Raw genomic sequence first — 13,907 nt, 5'->3', positions numbered from 1 at the left:
CCGGAAAGCTTCCGGCCCCAGGAATGACCCTAGGCAGAAATGGTTTACGAACGGTTCACCATGTTTGTTAATGCATGTCGCTCGAAAGTGGCCCCGGTTTCGAGGCAACGACATGCATCAAAACAAAGACTTAAAACTTGCGGGTGGCATGGGCAGCGCCTATCAACCGTCAGGCAGCGGAGGAGAAAAACGATGCCCGGGCTTTATCTCGAAGAGTTCGTCGTCGGACATGTCTTTCTGCACACGCTGCGCAAGACCGTCACCGAAAGCGATAACATGCTGTTCTCGGTGATGACGCTGAACCCGCAGCCGCTGCACATCGACTTCGACTTCGCCGCCAAGAGCGAATGGGGCAGACCGCTGGTCAATTCGCTGTTCACGCTCGGCCTGATGATCGGCATTTCCGTCAATGACATCACCGTCGGCACCACAATTGCCAATCTCGGCATGAAGGAGACGGTGTTTCCGCACCCGGTCTTCCACGGCGACACCATCCGTGTCGAAACGACGGTGCTCTCAGTCAGGGACTCGAAATCGAAGCCGGACCGCGGCATCGTCGAGTTCGAGCATCATGCCTACAATCAGAACGATGTGCTCGTTGCCAAATGCACGCGCCAGGCGATGATGATGAAAAAGGCGGCCTGATGCGCTCGCTGCTGTTTGTGCCCGGGGATTCCAAAAAGAAACTGGAGAAGGGTTTTGGCGCCGGCGCCGACGTGGTCATCGTCGACCTTGAGGATTCCGTGGCGCCACAAAACAAGCCGTCGGCACGCGACATCGCGGCACGCTTTATTGCCGGCAACAGGCAGCAGACAAGCTCCGCTATCTATATCAGAGTCAACGACCTATCGACCGGGTTGACCGACGATGATCTGGCCGCCCTGGTTCCAGTCAAACCCGACGGCATCATGCTGCCGAAGTCGAACAGCGGCCAGGATGTCCAGCAGCTATCCGTAAAGCTCCGCGTACATGAGGCCGAAAACGGATTGCCGGATGGCGCGATCAAGATCCTGCCGATCATTACCGAGACCGCTGCTGGGTTGCTGGCCGCCGCGACCTATGCCGGGGCAAGCGCCAGGCTTGCCGGCCTCACCTGGGGTGCCGAAGATCTGTCCGCGGCGATCGGTGCGCGGGCTGCGCGCGACGACAACGGTCGATACACCGATGTCTTCCGCCTTGCCCGCACCATGACCATCCTCGCCGCCGGCGCAGCCGAAGTCGCGGCGATCGACACGGTTTTCCCCGCCTTTCGTGACATGGCCGCCTTCGAAACCGAATGCACGGAGGCCGAGCGTGATGGTTTTACCGGCAAGATGGCGATCCATCCGGCGCAAGTGACGGTCATCAACGCCGCCTTCACGCCATCGGCCGAGGCGGTCGAGCGCTCGCGGGCCATCGTCGCGGCCTTCGAGGCGGCCGGAAATCCTGGCGTGGTCGGCATTGACGGCAAGATGTATGACCGGCCGCATCTCAGGCTCGCCGAACGGCTTCTGGCGCGCGCCAAGGCAGTCGGGGTTTAGTCCCGCGCCAGCACGATGACCCGGTCCTCAGGCAGGTAGGCCAGCGCTTGCGACTTCAACGGGTTGACGGTGACGCCGCCCAGCGCCCGCTCATCACTCTGCGCGGCGCGAACGCGCCGGTGCCCGATGGCGATCTCTCCGCGCAACCGCGCCGATTCCGCGATCGTCCAGAACGTCACCGGCTGGTCGATGGCGACATAGTCGCCGACCGGACGCATGTAGATTTCGGAGCCCTCCTCGTCGAGCAGGTCATCGAAGATCGCGGCGAGATGCTGGTTCTCCGAAGCCTGCGCCAGCATCAGGCTGACCAGCCTGTTGCTGACGACGAAATCATCTGCCTTGGTCACCGCCGCCAGCTCGCGGTTGCGCACGTCGATCATCTCGCTGACGATCGGGATGTGCGTGCCGGCATCGTCTGCGATTTTGCGCAGATGCAGCAGCGTCACCAGCGTGCGCGTATCGGCGGGCTGCGCTGCCATGGTCTCGCTGTAGCCGAGGACGAGCACGTGGTCGTAGGAAGGCACGTCCAGGCTTGCCAGTGCTGTGCTGCTCGACGTGTCGGTGATCCGGCAGGAAACCGACAGATTGTCGCCGACGACCGGCAGCCCGGCAACTTCCTGTTCGAGGCCTGGCGTATCGGCGGCGATGGTCAGGATCGAACCCGGCGCGACGTAGCGCGACAGTTCATAGGTGATGATCGGACCGCGCCGGTTCCAGCCAAGGATCAGCGTGCTCTCCGGCTTCGCCTCGATGGGCTGATGGCGAAGAATCGCCGCGGTATCGATCTTGGCCGTCGCGCTTCCCAGCTTGATGGCGGCATCGTCCTCGGCAATGATGATGGCGCGCATGTCCTTGCCAATCACCAGCTCCGACGGCGGGTTGAGGTTGACGCGCCCCTTTTCGTCGCAGAGCCCGATCAGCGCGCAATGTTCATACGCCATCACCGCCTCGCCGAAGGTCTTGCCGGTGAGGTCCGGCTGCTCGGTCGTGTAGATCTCGCAGCCGTCGAAATCGAGCAACTCCGAATAGACGCCGCTGAGACCCGACTGCCGGCTCGAATGCACGACGATGCGCGAGATCAGCTGGTCGGCCAGGACAAGCTGTACCTCGGCCCCGCCGACGACGCGGGCGACCTCGGCGTTCTTTCCGTCGCGGATCTCGGCAGCGATATTATAGGGCGCCGTGCGCCGGTTCGGATCGTTGGCCAGCGCCAGCACCGTCTTGATAACTTGCGAATCCGGGTCGTCGCCGTCCGGCGACAGCACGATGATGGAGCGCGAGGTCTGCGGGTTGACGATGGCCAGATCATAGAGGTCGGTTGGGTCGCCGCTGCGGCAGATGATGCGTGTATTGCCCAGTCTGTCGACTTTGGCGGCGATCTCGTCCTCCATCGCCACCTTGTCCATATTGGCCATGACGACAATGCGCGGATGGCGGCGGCTGGCATTGGCAATGACGAGTTCGGAGATGACGTCGAAGATCGACGGCGACCAGTTGAGGATGATGGTGTGGTCGCTCTCCAGCACCCGCGAACGGCCCTTGCGCAATTCATCGAGCTTGCTGTCGACGCCGGCGCTGAGCACGCCGATGAGGGCCGACACGACGAAAATTCCGGCAAGCGTGACAAACAGCATGACGAGACGGAAGGCCCAGCCGGTGTCGCCGCCCATCGTGCCGGAATCGAGCGTGCGCATCAGCGATTCCCAGAATGCTTCGAAGAAGTTCAACGGTTCGCCGCCCTCCGGCGCAATGCGGGTCACCGCAAGGAAAGCCGCGGCGGCAATGATGATCAGCAGCGAAGCAACGGCGAGCCAGCCGATCAGCGCGATCGGGCCGGCGGCCATGCTCTTGTCAAACCCGTAGCGCAGCCGGGTTCCCAGCGAGTCTCGTTTCTTCATGTCGCCGGCAACCCCCAATATTCCCCATGGTCGATGCGCCGACCCCAACGCATCGCCGAAGCCGCTGTCTTAGCCTGTGTTTAAATAAAGGGGAATCGCTTTCGGGTGTCAGCCGTTCCACGGCCCCGCATAATCGGCATAGAGCTTTGCCGGATCGGGCCGCGGCCGTTCCGGCGCCGGTCCCTGATAGGAGCCAATATGGATAAACCCGACAACACGTTCCTGTGGCGCCAGTCCCAGCAGCGCCCGGCCCTCCGCCACGTCGGAATACCAGTTGCTGATCATGTTGGTGCCGTAGCCCAGCGCATTGGCTGCGATCATCAGGTTCATCGCCGCCATGCCGCCGGACAGGAACATTTCCCATTGCGGGATTTTTGGATTGTCCTTCGGGCTCGAGACCACGCCGATCACCAGCGGTGCACGCGAAAACCGAGCCAGCTCCTGGTTGCGGCGGTTTTCCGGCAGCGGTCCTTCGCGCTGTTCGGCGAGCGCCGCCAGCTTCCTGCCGATCTCGACGCGCGCCTCGCCGCGATAAAGGATGAATCGCCACGGCTCCAGCCGGCCGTGATCGGGCACCCGGCTTGCAGCCGCGATCATGGTCGCGATATCGCCATCGCTGGGCGCCGGTTCCTTCAATTCAGGAATCGGTGCGGAGTTTCGGGTCAGCAGGAAGTCGATGATCGGCGACGCCATGGGGGCCAGGTCTCCTAAAGCACTCGATTTTGAGCTGAAGCGCGCCATTGCGGATCGGGGCGGCTCGGGCATTGGCGCGGGCGCGCCGGACGAAAGAACCTGTTGCCAAGGCGGTCGGACTCTTAAGCCTTGAAATTGCCACCGCCTTGGGCTTCAACGCAAGGCATGTTTGAGGGGACATCGCGCCTTTTCCTGATTTGGCTCGCCGTAGCGCTGTTTGCGCCGGCCTCGATGGCCATGGCGCAGAATGCCGACGGCATCGGCAATCTGAAACTCCCCGATATTTCGAGCTATGCACCGCCCAAGGGCGAGACGCCGCTGGCACTCGGTGGCGGCGGCGCCATAACGCTGTCGGCCCAGTTGACCGACAAGGGCGCCGACATCACGCGCGGCATCGTCTGGCGCGTCTTCAAGCCCGAGGCCGCCGGCGACGGCAAGCTGCCGATGGTGGCTTCCGCGCATGGCGGCAGCGCCGTGTTCCAGCTCGAACCCGGCAGCTATCTGGTCCACGCCTCATACGGACGCGCCGGCGCCACCAAGCGCATCACCGTCGGCAAGGACGCCAAGCGCGAAAGCCTGGTGCTCGATGCCGGCGGCCTCAAGCTCGACGCGGTGCTGTCGGGCGGCGTGCGTATTCCGCCGAAAAAACTGCGCTTCTCCATTTATGAGGGCACCGCCGAGGCCAATGGCGACCGCGCTTTGATCATTCCCGATGTCGAGCCGAACAGCGTCGTGCGGCTCAACGCCGGCGTTTATCATGTCGTCTCCACCTATGGCGCGGTCAATGCCGTCATTCGCTCCGACATCCGCGTCGAAGCCGGCAAGCTGACCGAAGCCACCGTCGAGCATCGCGCGGCGGAGGAGACCATGAAGCTGGTGCGCGAGACCGGCGGCGAGGCCATCGCCGATACATCCTGGTCGCTGCTCAACGAATCCGGCGACCCGATCAAGGAGGCCGTCGGCGCCTTCGCCTCGATGGTCTTGGCCGAAGGCCAATACACCATCATCGCCAAGAACCGCGACCGCATCTACCAGAAGGATTTCACCGTCGTTGCCGGACAGAACCAGGAGATCGAGGTCCTGGCCACCGAGGCGTCGGCCATCGATCCCGAGGAAGGCGCCGACTGACCGGCGCGCCCATTGGCCTCGGTTTGGCTCTCAGTTGAAGTGGTAGTTCAGGGCTACGTCAGGCGGCCTTGCGCAGGCGGCGCTGCAGGAAGTGGACCCGGCCGCGCGGCGCGTCGGGCGCCAGATCAAAGACGCCGCGATGAAGACGCTCAAGCAGCGCCTTGCGATCGCGCAGCGATTCCAGCTCGGCCCAGCTCAGCACATCGCCGACGCGAACGTCGATCGCCTTGCCGGACAGCCGCGCAAATTCGCGGATGAGCATTGAAAGGCGCAACGTCAGCGACGCCTTGCCGACGAATTTCGCCAGCCTTCCTTCGCGCTCGGCCATGTTCATCGGACCGCTGACCAGATGGAACAGCCGGCCGTTCTGACCTGAAAAATGCATCGGCACCACCGACGCCTTGGCGTCCTGCACGAGGCGCGCCGGAAACATCTTCCACGGCAGGTCGCGCGCCCGGCCAAAGCCTTTCGGCGCGGTGGCGACGCCGCCGGCCGGAAATACGACGATGGTGACGCCCTCTTTCAACAGCCGCACTGCCTCGTGGCGCACCGCCATGTTGTTCTTCACCGCGTCCTTGGTCTCGGAAAAGTCGATCGGCAGCGAGTACGGTTCCATCTCGCGGATCTTCAGCAGATCCTTGTGGATCATGACGCGGAACGGACGCCCGAGCTGCTCGACGAGCGACAGCACGGCAATGCCGTCGCCAATGCCGAACGGGTGGTTGGCGACGATCACCAGCGGCGTGTCGGGCAGCCCCGCCGGCGGCCACTGATCGGTGCTGCGCACCTTGACGTCGATCAGCTGCAGCATGCGGCTGAACACCCGCTCGCCGGTCGGCGCCACCTGGCGGCGCCAGAAATCATAGAGCGCGGCATACCGGTCGCGCCCCGACAGACCTTCAATGGAATGGATGAACCAGCGCGTCAGCGCCGGCTGGCTCGCATTGGCGTAGGAGAGTTCGGGAAACGGTCTTTCCCGTATCTTCAGCTTGAGCATGGGGGCTCGTTACAAGGTTGGCGTGACAGGCATGTGAAAATGGCGGTGGATCGCTCCACCGCCATTTCTCCGAAATATTGATTGCTCAGGCCGCGCTGCGCCTTCGGTCGGGCGAAACAGCCTCGTCGGAAAGCAGCTTCAGCGCGTCGGCCAGCTTGAGCAATTCCTGATCGCGCGAGCCAAGCCGGCGGATGTTGACCGTCTCCTCCTCCGCCTCGCGCTTGCCGCAGACGAGGATCACAGGAACCTTGGCCAGCGAATGCTCACGCACCTTGTAGTTGATCTTCTCGTTGCGCAGATCCGGTTCGGCCAAAAGTCCTGCCGCCTTCAACTGTGCGACAACCTTTCGCGCATAGTCGTCAGCATCCGAGGTGATCGTCGCCACAACCACCTGCAGCGGCGCGAACCACAGCGGGAAATGGCCGGAATAATGCTCGATCAGGATGCCGAGAAAGCGTTCCATCGAACCGCAGATGGCGCGATGCACCATCACCGGCTGCTTCTTTTCCGAATCCGAACCGATGTAGAACGCGCCAAAGCGTTCCGGCAGATTGAAGTCGACCTGCGTGGTGCCGCACTGCCATTCGCGGCCGATGGCGTCCTTCAGCACATATTCGAATTTCGGCCCGTAGAAAGCGCCCTCGCCCGGATTGATCGAGGTCTTGATGCGGTTTCCCGATCGCGTCCTGATTGTATCCAGCACGTTGCCCATGATCGCCTCGGCATGATCCCAGGCCTCGTCGGTGCCGACGCGCTTATCCGGCCGCGTCGACAGCTTCACGCTGACATCGTCGAAGCCGAAATCGGCGTAGGTCGACAGGATCAGATCGTTGATGCGCAGGCATTCCGCGGCCAGTTGCTCCTCGGTGCAGAAGATATGCGCATCGTCCTGCGTGAAGCCGCGCACGCGCATCAGCCCGTGCAAGGCGCCGGACGGTTCGTAGCGATGCACATTGCCGAATTCCGCAAGCTTTACGGGCAGATCGCGATAGGATTTCAACCCGTGCTTGAATATCTGCACGTGGCCCGGACAATTCATCGGCTTCAGCGCGAACACGCGGTCGTCGTCGGTGTCGTCGCCGGCGACCGTCACCTTGAACATGGCATCGCGATACCAGCCCCAATGGCCCGACGTCTCCCACAGGCTCTTGTCGAGAACCTGCGGTGCGTTGACCTCCTGATAGCCCTGCTCGTCGAGGCGGCGGCGCATGTAGTTGACCAGATTCTGGAACATCTTCCAGCCCTTGGCGTGCCAGAAGACGACGCCCGGCCCCTCTTCCTGGAAATGGAACAGGTCCATCTCGCGGCCGAGCTTGCGGTGGTCGCGCTTCTCTGCCTCTTCCAGCATCGTCTGGTAGGCATCGAGTTCAGCCTGCTCGGCCCAGGCCGTGCCGTAGATGCGGGTCAGCATCGGGTTGTTCGAATCGCCGCGCCAATAGGCGCCGGCCACCTTCATCAGCTTGAAGGCGTTGCCGATCTGGCCGGTCGAGGCCATGTGCGGGCCGCGGCAGAGGTCGAACCATTCGCCTTGGGAATAGATCTTGAGATCCTGGTCTTCGGGAATGGTGTCGATCAGCTCGAGCTTGTAGCGCTCGCCCTTCTCGGCAAAGACATTTTTCGCCTTGTCGCGCGACCAGACTTCCTTGGTGAACGGCTTGTTGCGCGCAATGATCTCGCGCATCTTCTTTTCGATCATTGGGAAATCGTCCGGCGTGAACGGCTCGTTGCGGGCGAAGTCGTAATAGAATCCGTTCTCGATCACCGGCCCGATGGTCACTTGCGTTCCCGGCCACAGTTCCTGCACGGCCTCCGCCAGCACGTGTGCTGCATCATGACGGATGAGCTCCAGCGCGCGCGGATCGGTGCGGGTGATGATCTCGACCTTGCCGGACTTGCCAAGCGGGTCGGAAAGATCGCGAACGGTGCCGTCGATGGCATAGGCGACAGCCTTCTTGGCCAGCGACTTCGAGATCGATTCGGCGAGGCCCGCACCGGTCATCGCCGCGTCATAGTCGCGGACGGAGCCATCGGGAAATGTCAGGGAAACGGAATTCAGCATTTGTATCTCCTATCCAGTCCCGCAAACGAGCGCGGGTGGTCGTGGTGTGAAGCCGGAAGCATCCGGCAGCGGGCGGGTTTTAGAGGCCACGCGGCATCAGGTAAAGAGCCGTCGTTGGCGCAGCCGTCAGGAAATGGCGCGACAGATGTCGCAGGCCAGTCGCACAGGCTTGCGAATTTCCCCGACACGAGGTTGGAATCCCCGGCATGGAAGACGCAAAACCCAGCCGAACCGCCTTGGGCGTCGCGCGCATGCGGGCCCTCCACCAGTTCTCGCAGCAGGCGGCGCTGTTTCGCGACCCATATGCGAGTGCGATACTGGGCGATGCCGCACCGACGGCGCAGGAACTCGAGCAGGAAGGTGAGCGCAGCCGGCGCTTGCGCCTGTTCGTGGCCGGGCGTGCCCGTCTCGCCGAGGACTGGCTGGCAGCGGCGGTGCGCCGGGGCGTTCAGCAAGTGGTGGTGCTCGGCGCCGGCCTCGACACTTTCTCGCTGCGCAATCCGTACCCTGATGTCGCGGTGTTCGAAGTCGATCACCCGGCGACACAGGCCTGGAAACGCAAATGCATCGCCGATGCTGGTCTTGCCGAACCGCGGGCCACCATGTTCGTGCCGGTCAACTTCGAGCGCCAGCGCCCCGCGGATGAACTGACGTCGGCCGGTTTGCGGCAGACCGAGCCCAGTTTCTTCATCTGGCTGGGTGTCGTTCCGTATCTGAGCCAGGACGCAATCTTCAGCACCCTGTCCTGGATTGCCGGCATGCCCGGTTCGGAGGTCGTCTTCGACTACAGCGAGCCGGCCGAGAACCGCAATGCGGCTGGACAGGCTGCCCTCTCTTTCCATGCGGCGCGCGTCGCCGCTGCCGGAGAGCCCTGGATCAGCTTCTTCGTGCCCGCGGCACTGGCGCAATCGCTGCGCGAGCTCGGCTTCGATGAGATCGAAGATCTGGAAAGCAGCGACATCGCCCGCTTCTCCAGGAGGCCAAAGGCAGAGACAAGGAATTCCGGCGGCCACATCCTTCGTGCCCGCCGGAGCACTTGAAGCTAAAGCAAGTTCACTTCACCAGTTGCGGCAAATCCTTCAGAAATGCCGCGCGTGTCGCCGGGCCCTTCGGCGTGTCGATCGGTTTGGTATCGACGACCACCCGGGCAAAGACGATCCGGCGGCCGCCCTTTTCGGCCCAGCCGACGAACCAGCCCAGCGAGCGCTTGTCCTTGCTGTTGCCGAGCCTGGTGCTGCCGGTCTTGCCCTGCACTGTCCAGTCGCCGGCCTGGAAAGTCGGCAGGATGGCCCTGGCCATCTCGTGCGCCTTGGCAGAAACAGGCATCTTGCCGGCAAGCAGCCGGCGCAGGAAGGCCGTCTGTTCGACCGGCGATATCTCAAGCGAGGAATTTATCCAGGATTGCGTGAGCCCGTTGTCCTTGCCGGCATCGCCCGAGACATCCATGTTGCCGTAGTCGAACTTCGAGACATAGAAGGCAAACTTCTCGCTCCCAAGCCGGCGTGTGATCTCGCGCGAATACCACACGACCGAGTCGCGCTCCCAGATTACCGGATCGACGGTCTTGTGGTCGCGCTTCACCGCCTTGAACTCGGGCTTGTAATCCCAGCTGGGCGTGTGTTCGTCGCTGAGGATTCCGCTGTCGTACCCGATCAGCGCCAGCGGCACCTTGAAGGTCGACGCCGGGCTGACGCGTTGGTCGCAGACGCCGCTTTGATAGAGCGTCTCGCCGCTCGCCGCGTCCTGGATAAGCGTGCATTGGACATCGCCCAGCGGCGCCGATTGCGCCCGCATCGGAAATCCCAAAAACCAGGCCAGCAGGAACAGGACCGCGGCGATAATGAAGGGATGGGTTTCGATCCGGCGCATGCGAGCTCTCTCCTGGGGAATGACCAGGAGCCGCTTAGCGAAGTGTCTTGGCTCGATTTTGACTCAAATGCGCAGTGTTTGTACAGCCCGTTGTTAACCCTACCGGATTGTAAAGAAATGCCGCGCTGGCGATCTGGATCAGGGACCAGCGCACCCGCCGTCGGCCTCGCCGCGCTTCCTGCCGATCTGCCAATAACGCCATGGCGTGAACCAGACGTAGCGCGGGGCGAGCACCTCCGGCACGCGGTCGATGCCATGCGTACCGAACGGACCGCAGCGCAGCACGCGAAACAGCCCCATCCAGCCGCCGGCCCACAGGCCGTGGCGGGCGATCGCCTCATGCGCGTATTCGGAACAGGTCGGCAGATGCCGGCAGGAATTGCCGACAAAGCCGGACAGCGTCAGCTGGTACAAGCGCACCAGCGACGTGCCGAAAATGCGGCCGGGTGTTTTGCGCCAGGAACCGGGCCAGTTGCGCCCGCGCCGGGTCCGTCCGGCGGCATGCACATGCCGATGCTGGTCGCCCACCGCAGTCTCTTTCCGAACGCGACCCGAAACCGGCTTCCGGGTCAGCTTGCGTTTCCAAACCGATAGATGTGAGCTTCGGCCGGCAAACGCAATCCTCTTCACTCACTCGCCTCTTTGTCGGCTTCAGGGTCGCGAGCGGCGAAAGGGATGCCGCTCCGCTCGAGCCGCCCAGCGGGTGGCCGGCCTTTGCTCGGTGCGCTGCACATGATGCCGCCTGTCGCCACGCCATTGAAACGTCGCGATCCGCATCACATCGCCAAGGATTTCCAGAAACTGGATCATGTCCGTGTCCCTCTAGGAGCGGAATTAGACGCCCACTGGCCTTCGCCTTCAAACGAGTATAATTTCCGTTTCGGATAACTTTGGGTTATGCGAATGAAGCGCGGACGGCTGCCACTGACGGCGTTGCGAAGTTTCGAGGCAGCCGGCCGGCAATTGAGTTTCAGCCGGGCCGCCGAGGAGCTGTTCGTCTCGCAGGCCGCCATCAGCCGGCAGATCCGCGAACTCGAGCAGTTCCTGCGTCAGCCCTTGTTCCACCGTCATCACCGCCGCGTCGAGCTGACCGCGGCCGGCCAGCGCCTGCTCGATCAGTTGGTCAGGAGTTTCGACGACATCGACAGGCTGCTTTCGGACCTGGTGGCGGCCCGCACATGAAGCCCAAGGCCAGCTTCCGGCAGTCAAGCCAGATGTTCGATGTGGGCAACTGTGGCATCATCGTGCGGGCCGTGCGGCTCAACGAGGATGCCAACCCCAAGCCGGCACAGTCGGTGGTTCGCATCAGTGTCGAGCCGTCGCTGGCCTCGGTATGGCTGTTGCCGCGGCTCAACCGGTTCAGCCAGTTGCGGCCTGATATCGACGTTTCCCTCGAGGTCGATCCAAGGTCGATCGAGTTCCGCAGCGATCAGCCTGAACTCGCCCTGCGCTTCAGCGCGCGCGCCACTTCATGGCCGCGCAGCGAGGCCGAATGGCTAGCCTCGACCGTCGATTTACCGGTCCTGTCGCCGGCCTTGCTGGGATCGGGCCCTGCCCTCGAAAAGCCGCTCGACCTTGCCCGCTACACGCTGTTGCACGAGGAAAATCGTCAGGGCTGGGCGCGCTGGTTCGAAGCGGCTGGCGTCGCCGCCGACGCCATTCCGGCGCGCGGCCCTATGCTGGCGGATGTGTCGCTGTCGAAGCAGGCGGCCCTGCTCGGCCACGGCGTGGCGCTGGGCGACCTCTTGCAGATCGGCGACGAGATTGCGTCCGGCGCGCTGATCAAGCCGTTCGACATTGACGTCGCATCCGGCGCCTACTGGCTGGTGGCCAGGAGTTTGAAGGACCTGCCGGACCCGGTCAAGGCGTTTGCCGACTGGGTGAGAAGCGAATTTGCCGAAAGCAGACGGGCGCAGACACTGCAGACCTAAGCCGGCGTAATCTTAGCGTTCGGCTTCTATTTCTGCTGCGGGGTGGATGACATGTCTCGGGCGTCGAAATTGACAGTGATCTCGCGCCAAGCCTGGTAGCTGTCGACATAAGCGGCAAGGCCAGTGAAGGGCGCACAACGGGCAATTGCCCGAACTGCGCTTTGATTGAACATCTTGCCCTGTGGCTCTGTCGCGGGGTTGAGTACCTTTGGCGGTCCCGCCAGCGAACCATCCCGGTTCAGGCTGATTTGGACGCGCGTGATCGTGATCATTGATCCGTCGCCGGCTGGGATATTCCAGCAGCCAGCCAGCTTGTCAAAGAGATAGGTGGCGGCCTTCTGCTGCGAAGCGCTTTCTTCTCCGGCAGCATAGCCACTCGTCACCAGCGAAACCGCAACGCCCAAAGCCACCATCAACCAATGCAAGCACTTCCTCCGTCATGGCCTGCGCGAAGTCTGTGCTATGTCACACCGCTTCTTCCGCGCGCTTCTTCTCGATCTGGCCTATGGCATCGACGACCGCATCGAAGGTCAGCATTGTCGAGGCATGACGCGCCTTGTAGTCGCGCACCGGCTCCAGATATTTCAAATCGGCAAAGCGGCCTTGCGGCGGCGCGCCGTTTTCCTTCAGCATCTTCAGCATGGTCTCGCGCACCGCGCGCAATTCGTCGGCGCTAGCGCCGATGACATGCTCAGCCATGATCGAGGACGAGGCCTGGCCGAGCGCGCAGGCCTTCACGTCATGGGCGAAATCGGTGACGACGCCATTGTTCATCTTGAGGTCAACGGTCACAGTCGAGCCGCACAGTTTGGAATGCGCCTTGGCGCTCGCATCCGGATGATCGAGCCGGCCGATGCGGGCGATGTTTCCGGCAAAACCCAGAATTTTCGCATTGTAGACGTCGTCAATCATATTTTTCCAATCCGTCGCCGCCAAGCGAACAGCGATTGCCGTTGTAGCGTCTTTCATTCGCTGCGTACGACCATATATAATGGTGGCCGTCGGGTATCGACAAGGCAACGCAAAGCCATCGTCCTTGCCCATTTCGTTCACGCCGCTTGCGGGCTGGAAACCGGGCGAGTTTTCAGCACCCGAAAGGTCGTGGTCCGTTCAACTCGTTCCTCCTGAGAGAGGAACTACGGGAGACGCCTTTATGGATGCCGTCATCAAGAAAATAATGCCCCCTTCCGACTATCTGGACAAGCCGGTCACCGACAGGCCGAGCGAAGCCGAGGTCGAGGCCGCCGTGCGCACGCTGTTGCGCTGGACCGGCGACAATCCGGACCGCGAGGGCCTGATCGACACGCCCAAGCGCGTCACCAAGGCCTTTCTCGAAATGTTCAACGGCTATGACATGTGCCCGGCCGAAGAGCTCGGCCGCACCTTCGAGGAAGTCGCCGGCTATGATGATCTCGTCATCGTCAGGGACATCCAGTTCCACTCGCATTGCGAGCACCACATGGTGCCGATCATCGGCAAGGCGCATGTCGGCTACCTCCCGGATGGCAAGGTCGTCGGCCTGTCCAAGATTGCCCGTGTGGTCGATATCTTCGCCCATCGCCTGCAGACTCAGGAGGCCATGACCGCACAGATCGCCGGCGTCATCCAGGACGTGCTCAATCCGCGCGGTGTCGCCGTCATGATCGAGGCTGAGCATATGTGCATGGCCATGCGCGGCATCCGCAAGCAGGGCTCCACTACGCTGACCTCGACCTTCACCGGCGTGTTCAAGGACACGCCCGAGGAACAGGTCCGTTTCGTCACCATGGTGCGCGGCCTCGGGGCGTAAGCCCCTCGCCGGCATCGCTAGAT

General features: G+C 62.7%; 15 protein-coding genes and 1 pseudogene. 7 read left to right on the top strand and 9 right to left on the bottom strand.

All coding sequences use genetic code 11. The features are described from left to right. The first annotated feature begins 39 nt into the window (after positions 1–39). Complete coding sequence (locus ACYG9Y_RS09195; protein ID WP_460223115.1) at positions 40–645, top strand: MaoC family dehydratase; 606 nt, start codon at positions 40–42, stop codon at positions 643–645. Continuing rightward, complete coding sequence (locus ACYG9Y_RS09190; protein WP_023738984.1) at positions 645–1,520, top strand: HpcH/HpaI aldolase/citrate lyase family protein; 876 nt, start codon at positions 645–647, stop codon at positions 1,518–1,520. Before ACYG9Y_RS09195 ends, ACYG9Y_RS09190 begins: the two co-directional genes overlap by 1 nt. On the opposite strand, the gene ACYG9Y_RS09185 is transcribed toward ACYG9Y_RS09190, so the two are convergent. Continuing rightward, entirely contained in the window at positions 1,517–3,418 is a 1,902-nt protein-coding gene (locus ACYG9Y_RS09185; protein ID WP_023738985.1) for a CASTOR/POLLUX-related putative ion channel, read from the bottom strand. The two genes, ACYG9Y_RS09190 and ACYG9Y_RS09185, sit on opposite strands and share 4 nt — an antisense overlap. Before the next feature lie 108 nt (positions 3,419–3,526). Continuing rightward, complete coding sequence (locus ACYG9Y_RS09180) at positions 3,527–4,111, bottom strand: nitroreductase family protein (RefSeq protein ID WP_023738986.1); 585 nt, start codon at positions 4,109–4,111, stop codon at positions 3,527–3,529. Positions 4,112–4,276: 165 nt separating this feature from the next. Between ACYG9Y_RS09180 and ACYG9Y_RS09175 the strand changes: the two genes are divergently transcribed. Then, a complete protein-coding gene (locus ACYG9Y_RS09175; protein WP_023691136.1) occupies positions 4,277–5,239 on the top strand; it encodes a hypothetical protein in 963 nt (320 codons plus the stop codon). A gap of 58 nt (positions 5,240–5,297) precedes the next feature. On the opposite strand, the gene ACYG9Y_RS09170 is transcribed toward ACYG9Y_RS09175, so the two are convergent. Both ACYG9Y_RS09170 and thrS read right to left on the bottom strand, forming a co-directional pair. Continuing rightward, entirely contained in the window at positions 5,298–6,236 is a 939-nt protein-coding gene (locus tag ACYG9Y_RS09170) for a lysophospholipid acyltransferase family protein (RefSeq protein ID WP_023738987.1), read from the bottom strand. 85 nt (positions 6,237–6,321) lie between these two features. Beyond that, positions 6,322–8,295, bottom strand: coding sequence for a threonine--tRNA ligase (gene thrS, locus ACYG9Y_RS09165; RefSeq protein ID WP_460223114.1), 1,974 nt, complete (start codon positions 8,293–8,295; stop codon positions 6,322–6,324). 236 nt (positions 8,296–8,531) lie between these two features. Between thrS and ACYG9Y_RS09160 the strand changes: the two genes are divergently transcribed. After that, entirely contained in the window at positions 8,532–9,335 is an 804-nt protein-coding gene (locus tag ACYG9Y_RS09160) for an SAM-dependent methyltransferase (RefSeq protein ID WP_460223113.1), read from the top strand. A 13-nt stretch (positions 9,336–9,348) separates the two neighbouring features. Here the strand turns inward: ACYG9Y_RS09160 and blaOXA are convergent, their stop codons facing one another. The 3 genes from blaOXA to ACYG9Y_RS09145 all read right to left on the bottom strand — a co-directional run bounded on the left by blaOXA (position 9,349) and on the right by ACYG9Y_RS09145 (position 10,974). Beyond that, positions 9,349–10,164, bottom strand: a complete 816-nt coding sequence (blaOXA, locus tag ACYG9Y_RS09155; protein WP_023738990.1) for a class D beta-lactamase — start codon at positions 10,162–10,164, stop codon at positions 9,349–9,351. Positions 10,165–10,302: 138 nt separating this feature from the next. Beyond that, positions 10,303–10,692: a membrane protein insertion efficiency factor YidD gene (yidD, locus tag ACYG9Y_RS09150; RefSeq protein WP_023738991.1), complete on the bottom strand. Its 390-nt coding sequence runs from the start codon at positions 10,690–10,692 to the stop codon at positions 10,303–10,305. 123 nt (positions 10,693–10,815) lie between these two features. Next, the gene (locus ACYG9Y_RS09145) at positions 10,816–10,974 is read right to left on the bottom strand and encodes a hypothetical protein (RefSeq protein ID WP_023738992.1); all 159 of its coding nucleotides are present in this window, start codon (positions 10,972–10,974) and stop codon (positions 10,816–10,818) included. 93 nt (positions 10,975–11,067) lie between these two features. Here ACYG9Y_RS09145 and ACYG9Y_RS09140 point away from each other — a divergent pair. Both ACYG9Y_RS09140 and ACYG9Y_RS09135 read left to right on the top strand, forming a co-directional pair. Beyond that, positions 11,068–11,337, top strand: a pseudogene (locus tag ACYG9Y_RS09140) (LysR family transcriptional regulator); the annotation flags it as partial. A gap of 5 nt (positions 11,338–11,342) precedes the next feature. After that, positions 11,343–12,095 (top strand): LysR substrate-binding domain-containing protein, encoded by a 753-nt coding sequence (locus ACYG9Y_RS09135; protein ID WP_460223112.1) that lies wholly within the window; start codon positions 11,343–11,345, stop codon positions 12,093–12,095. A gap of 26 nt (positions 12,096–12,121) precedes the next feature. Here ACYG9Y_RS09135 and ACYG9Y_RS09130 read toward each other — a convergent pair whose 3' ends face one another. Together ACYG9Y_RS09130 and ACYG9Y_RS09125 are read right to left on the bottom strand one after the other, a co-directional pair. After that, positions 12,122–12,520, bottom strand: coding sequence for a cell envelope integrity TolA family protein (locus ACYG9Y_RS09130; protein WP_156929761.1), 399 nt, complete (start codon positions 12,518–12,520; stop codon positions 12,122–12,124). A 40-nt stretch (positions 12,521–12,560) separates the two neighbouring features. Next, positions 12,561–13,007, bottom strand: coding sequence for an iron-sulfur cluster assembly scaffold protein (locus ACYG9Y_RS09125; RefSeq protein WP_023738994.1), 447 nt, complete (start codon positions 13,005–13,007; stop codon positions 12,561–12,563). Positions 13,008–13,248: 241 nt separating this feature from the next. On the opposite strand from ACYG9Y_RS09125, the gene folE reads away from it, so the two are divergent. Continuing rightward, positions 13,249–13,884: a GTP cyclohydrolase I FolE gene (folE, locus tag ACYG9Y_RS09120; protein ID WP_023667622.1), complete on the top strand. Its 636-nt coding sequence runs from the start codon at positions 13,249–13,251 to the stop codon at positions 13,882–13,884. Positions 13,885–13,907 lie beyond the last annotated feature (23 nt).

The sequence above is a fragment of the Mesorhizobium sp. W050 genome (assembly GCF_054719535.1).
Note: the sequence above shows the minus strand (reverse complement) of the source record. Positions and strands in the feature narration are given on the sequence as shown.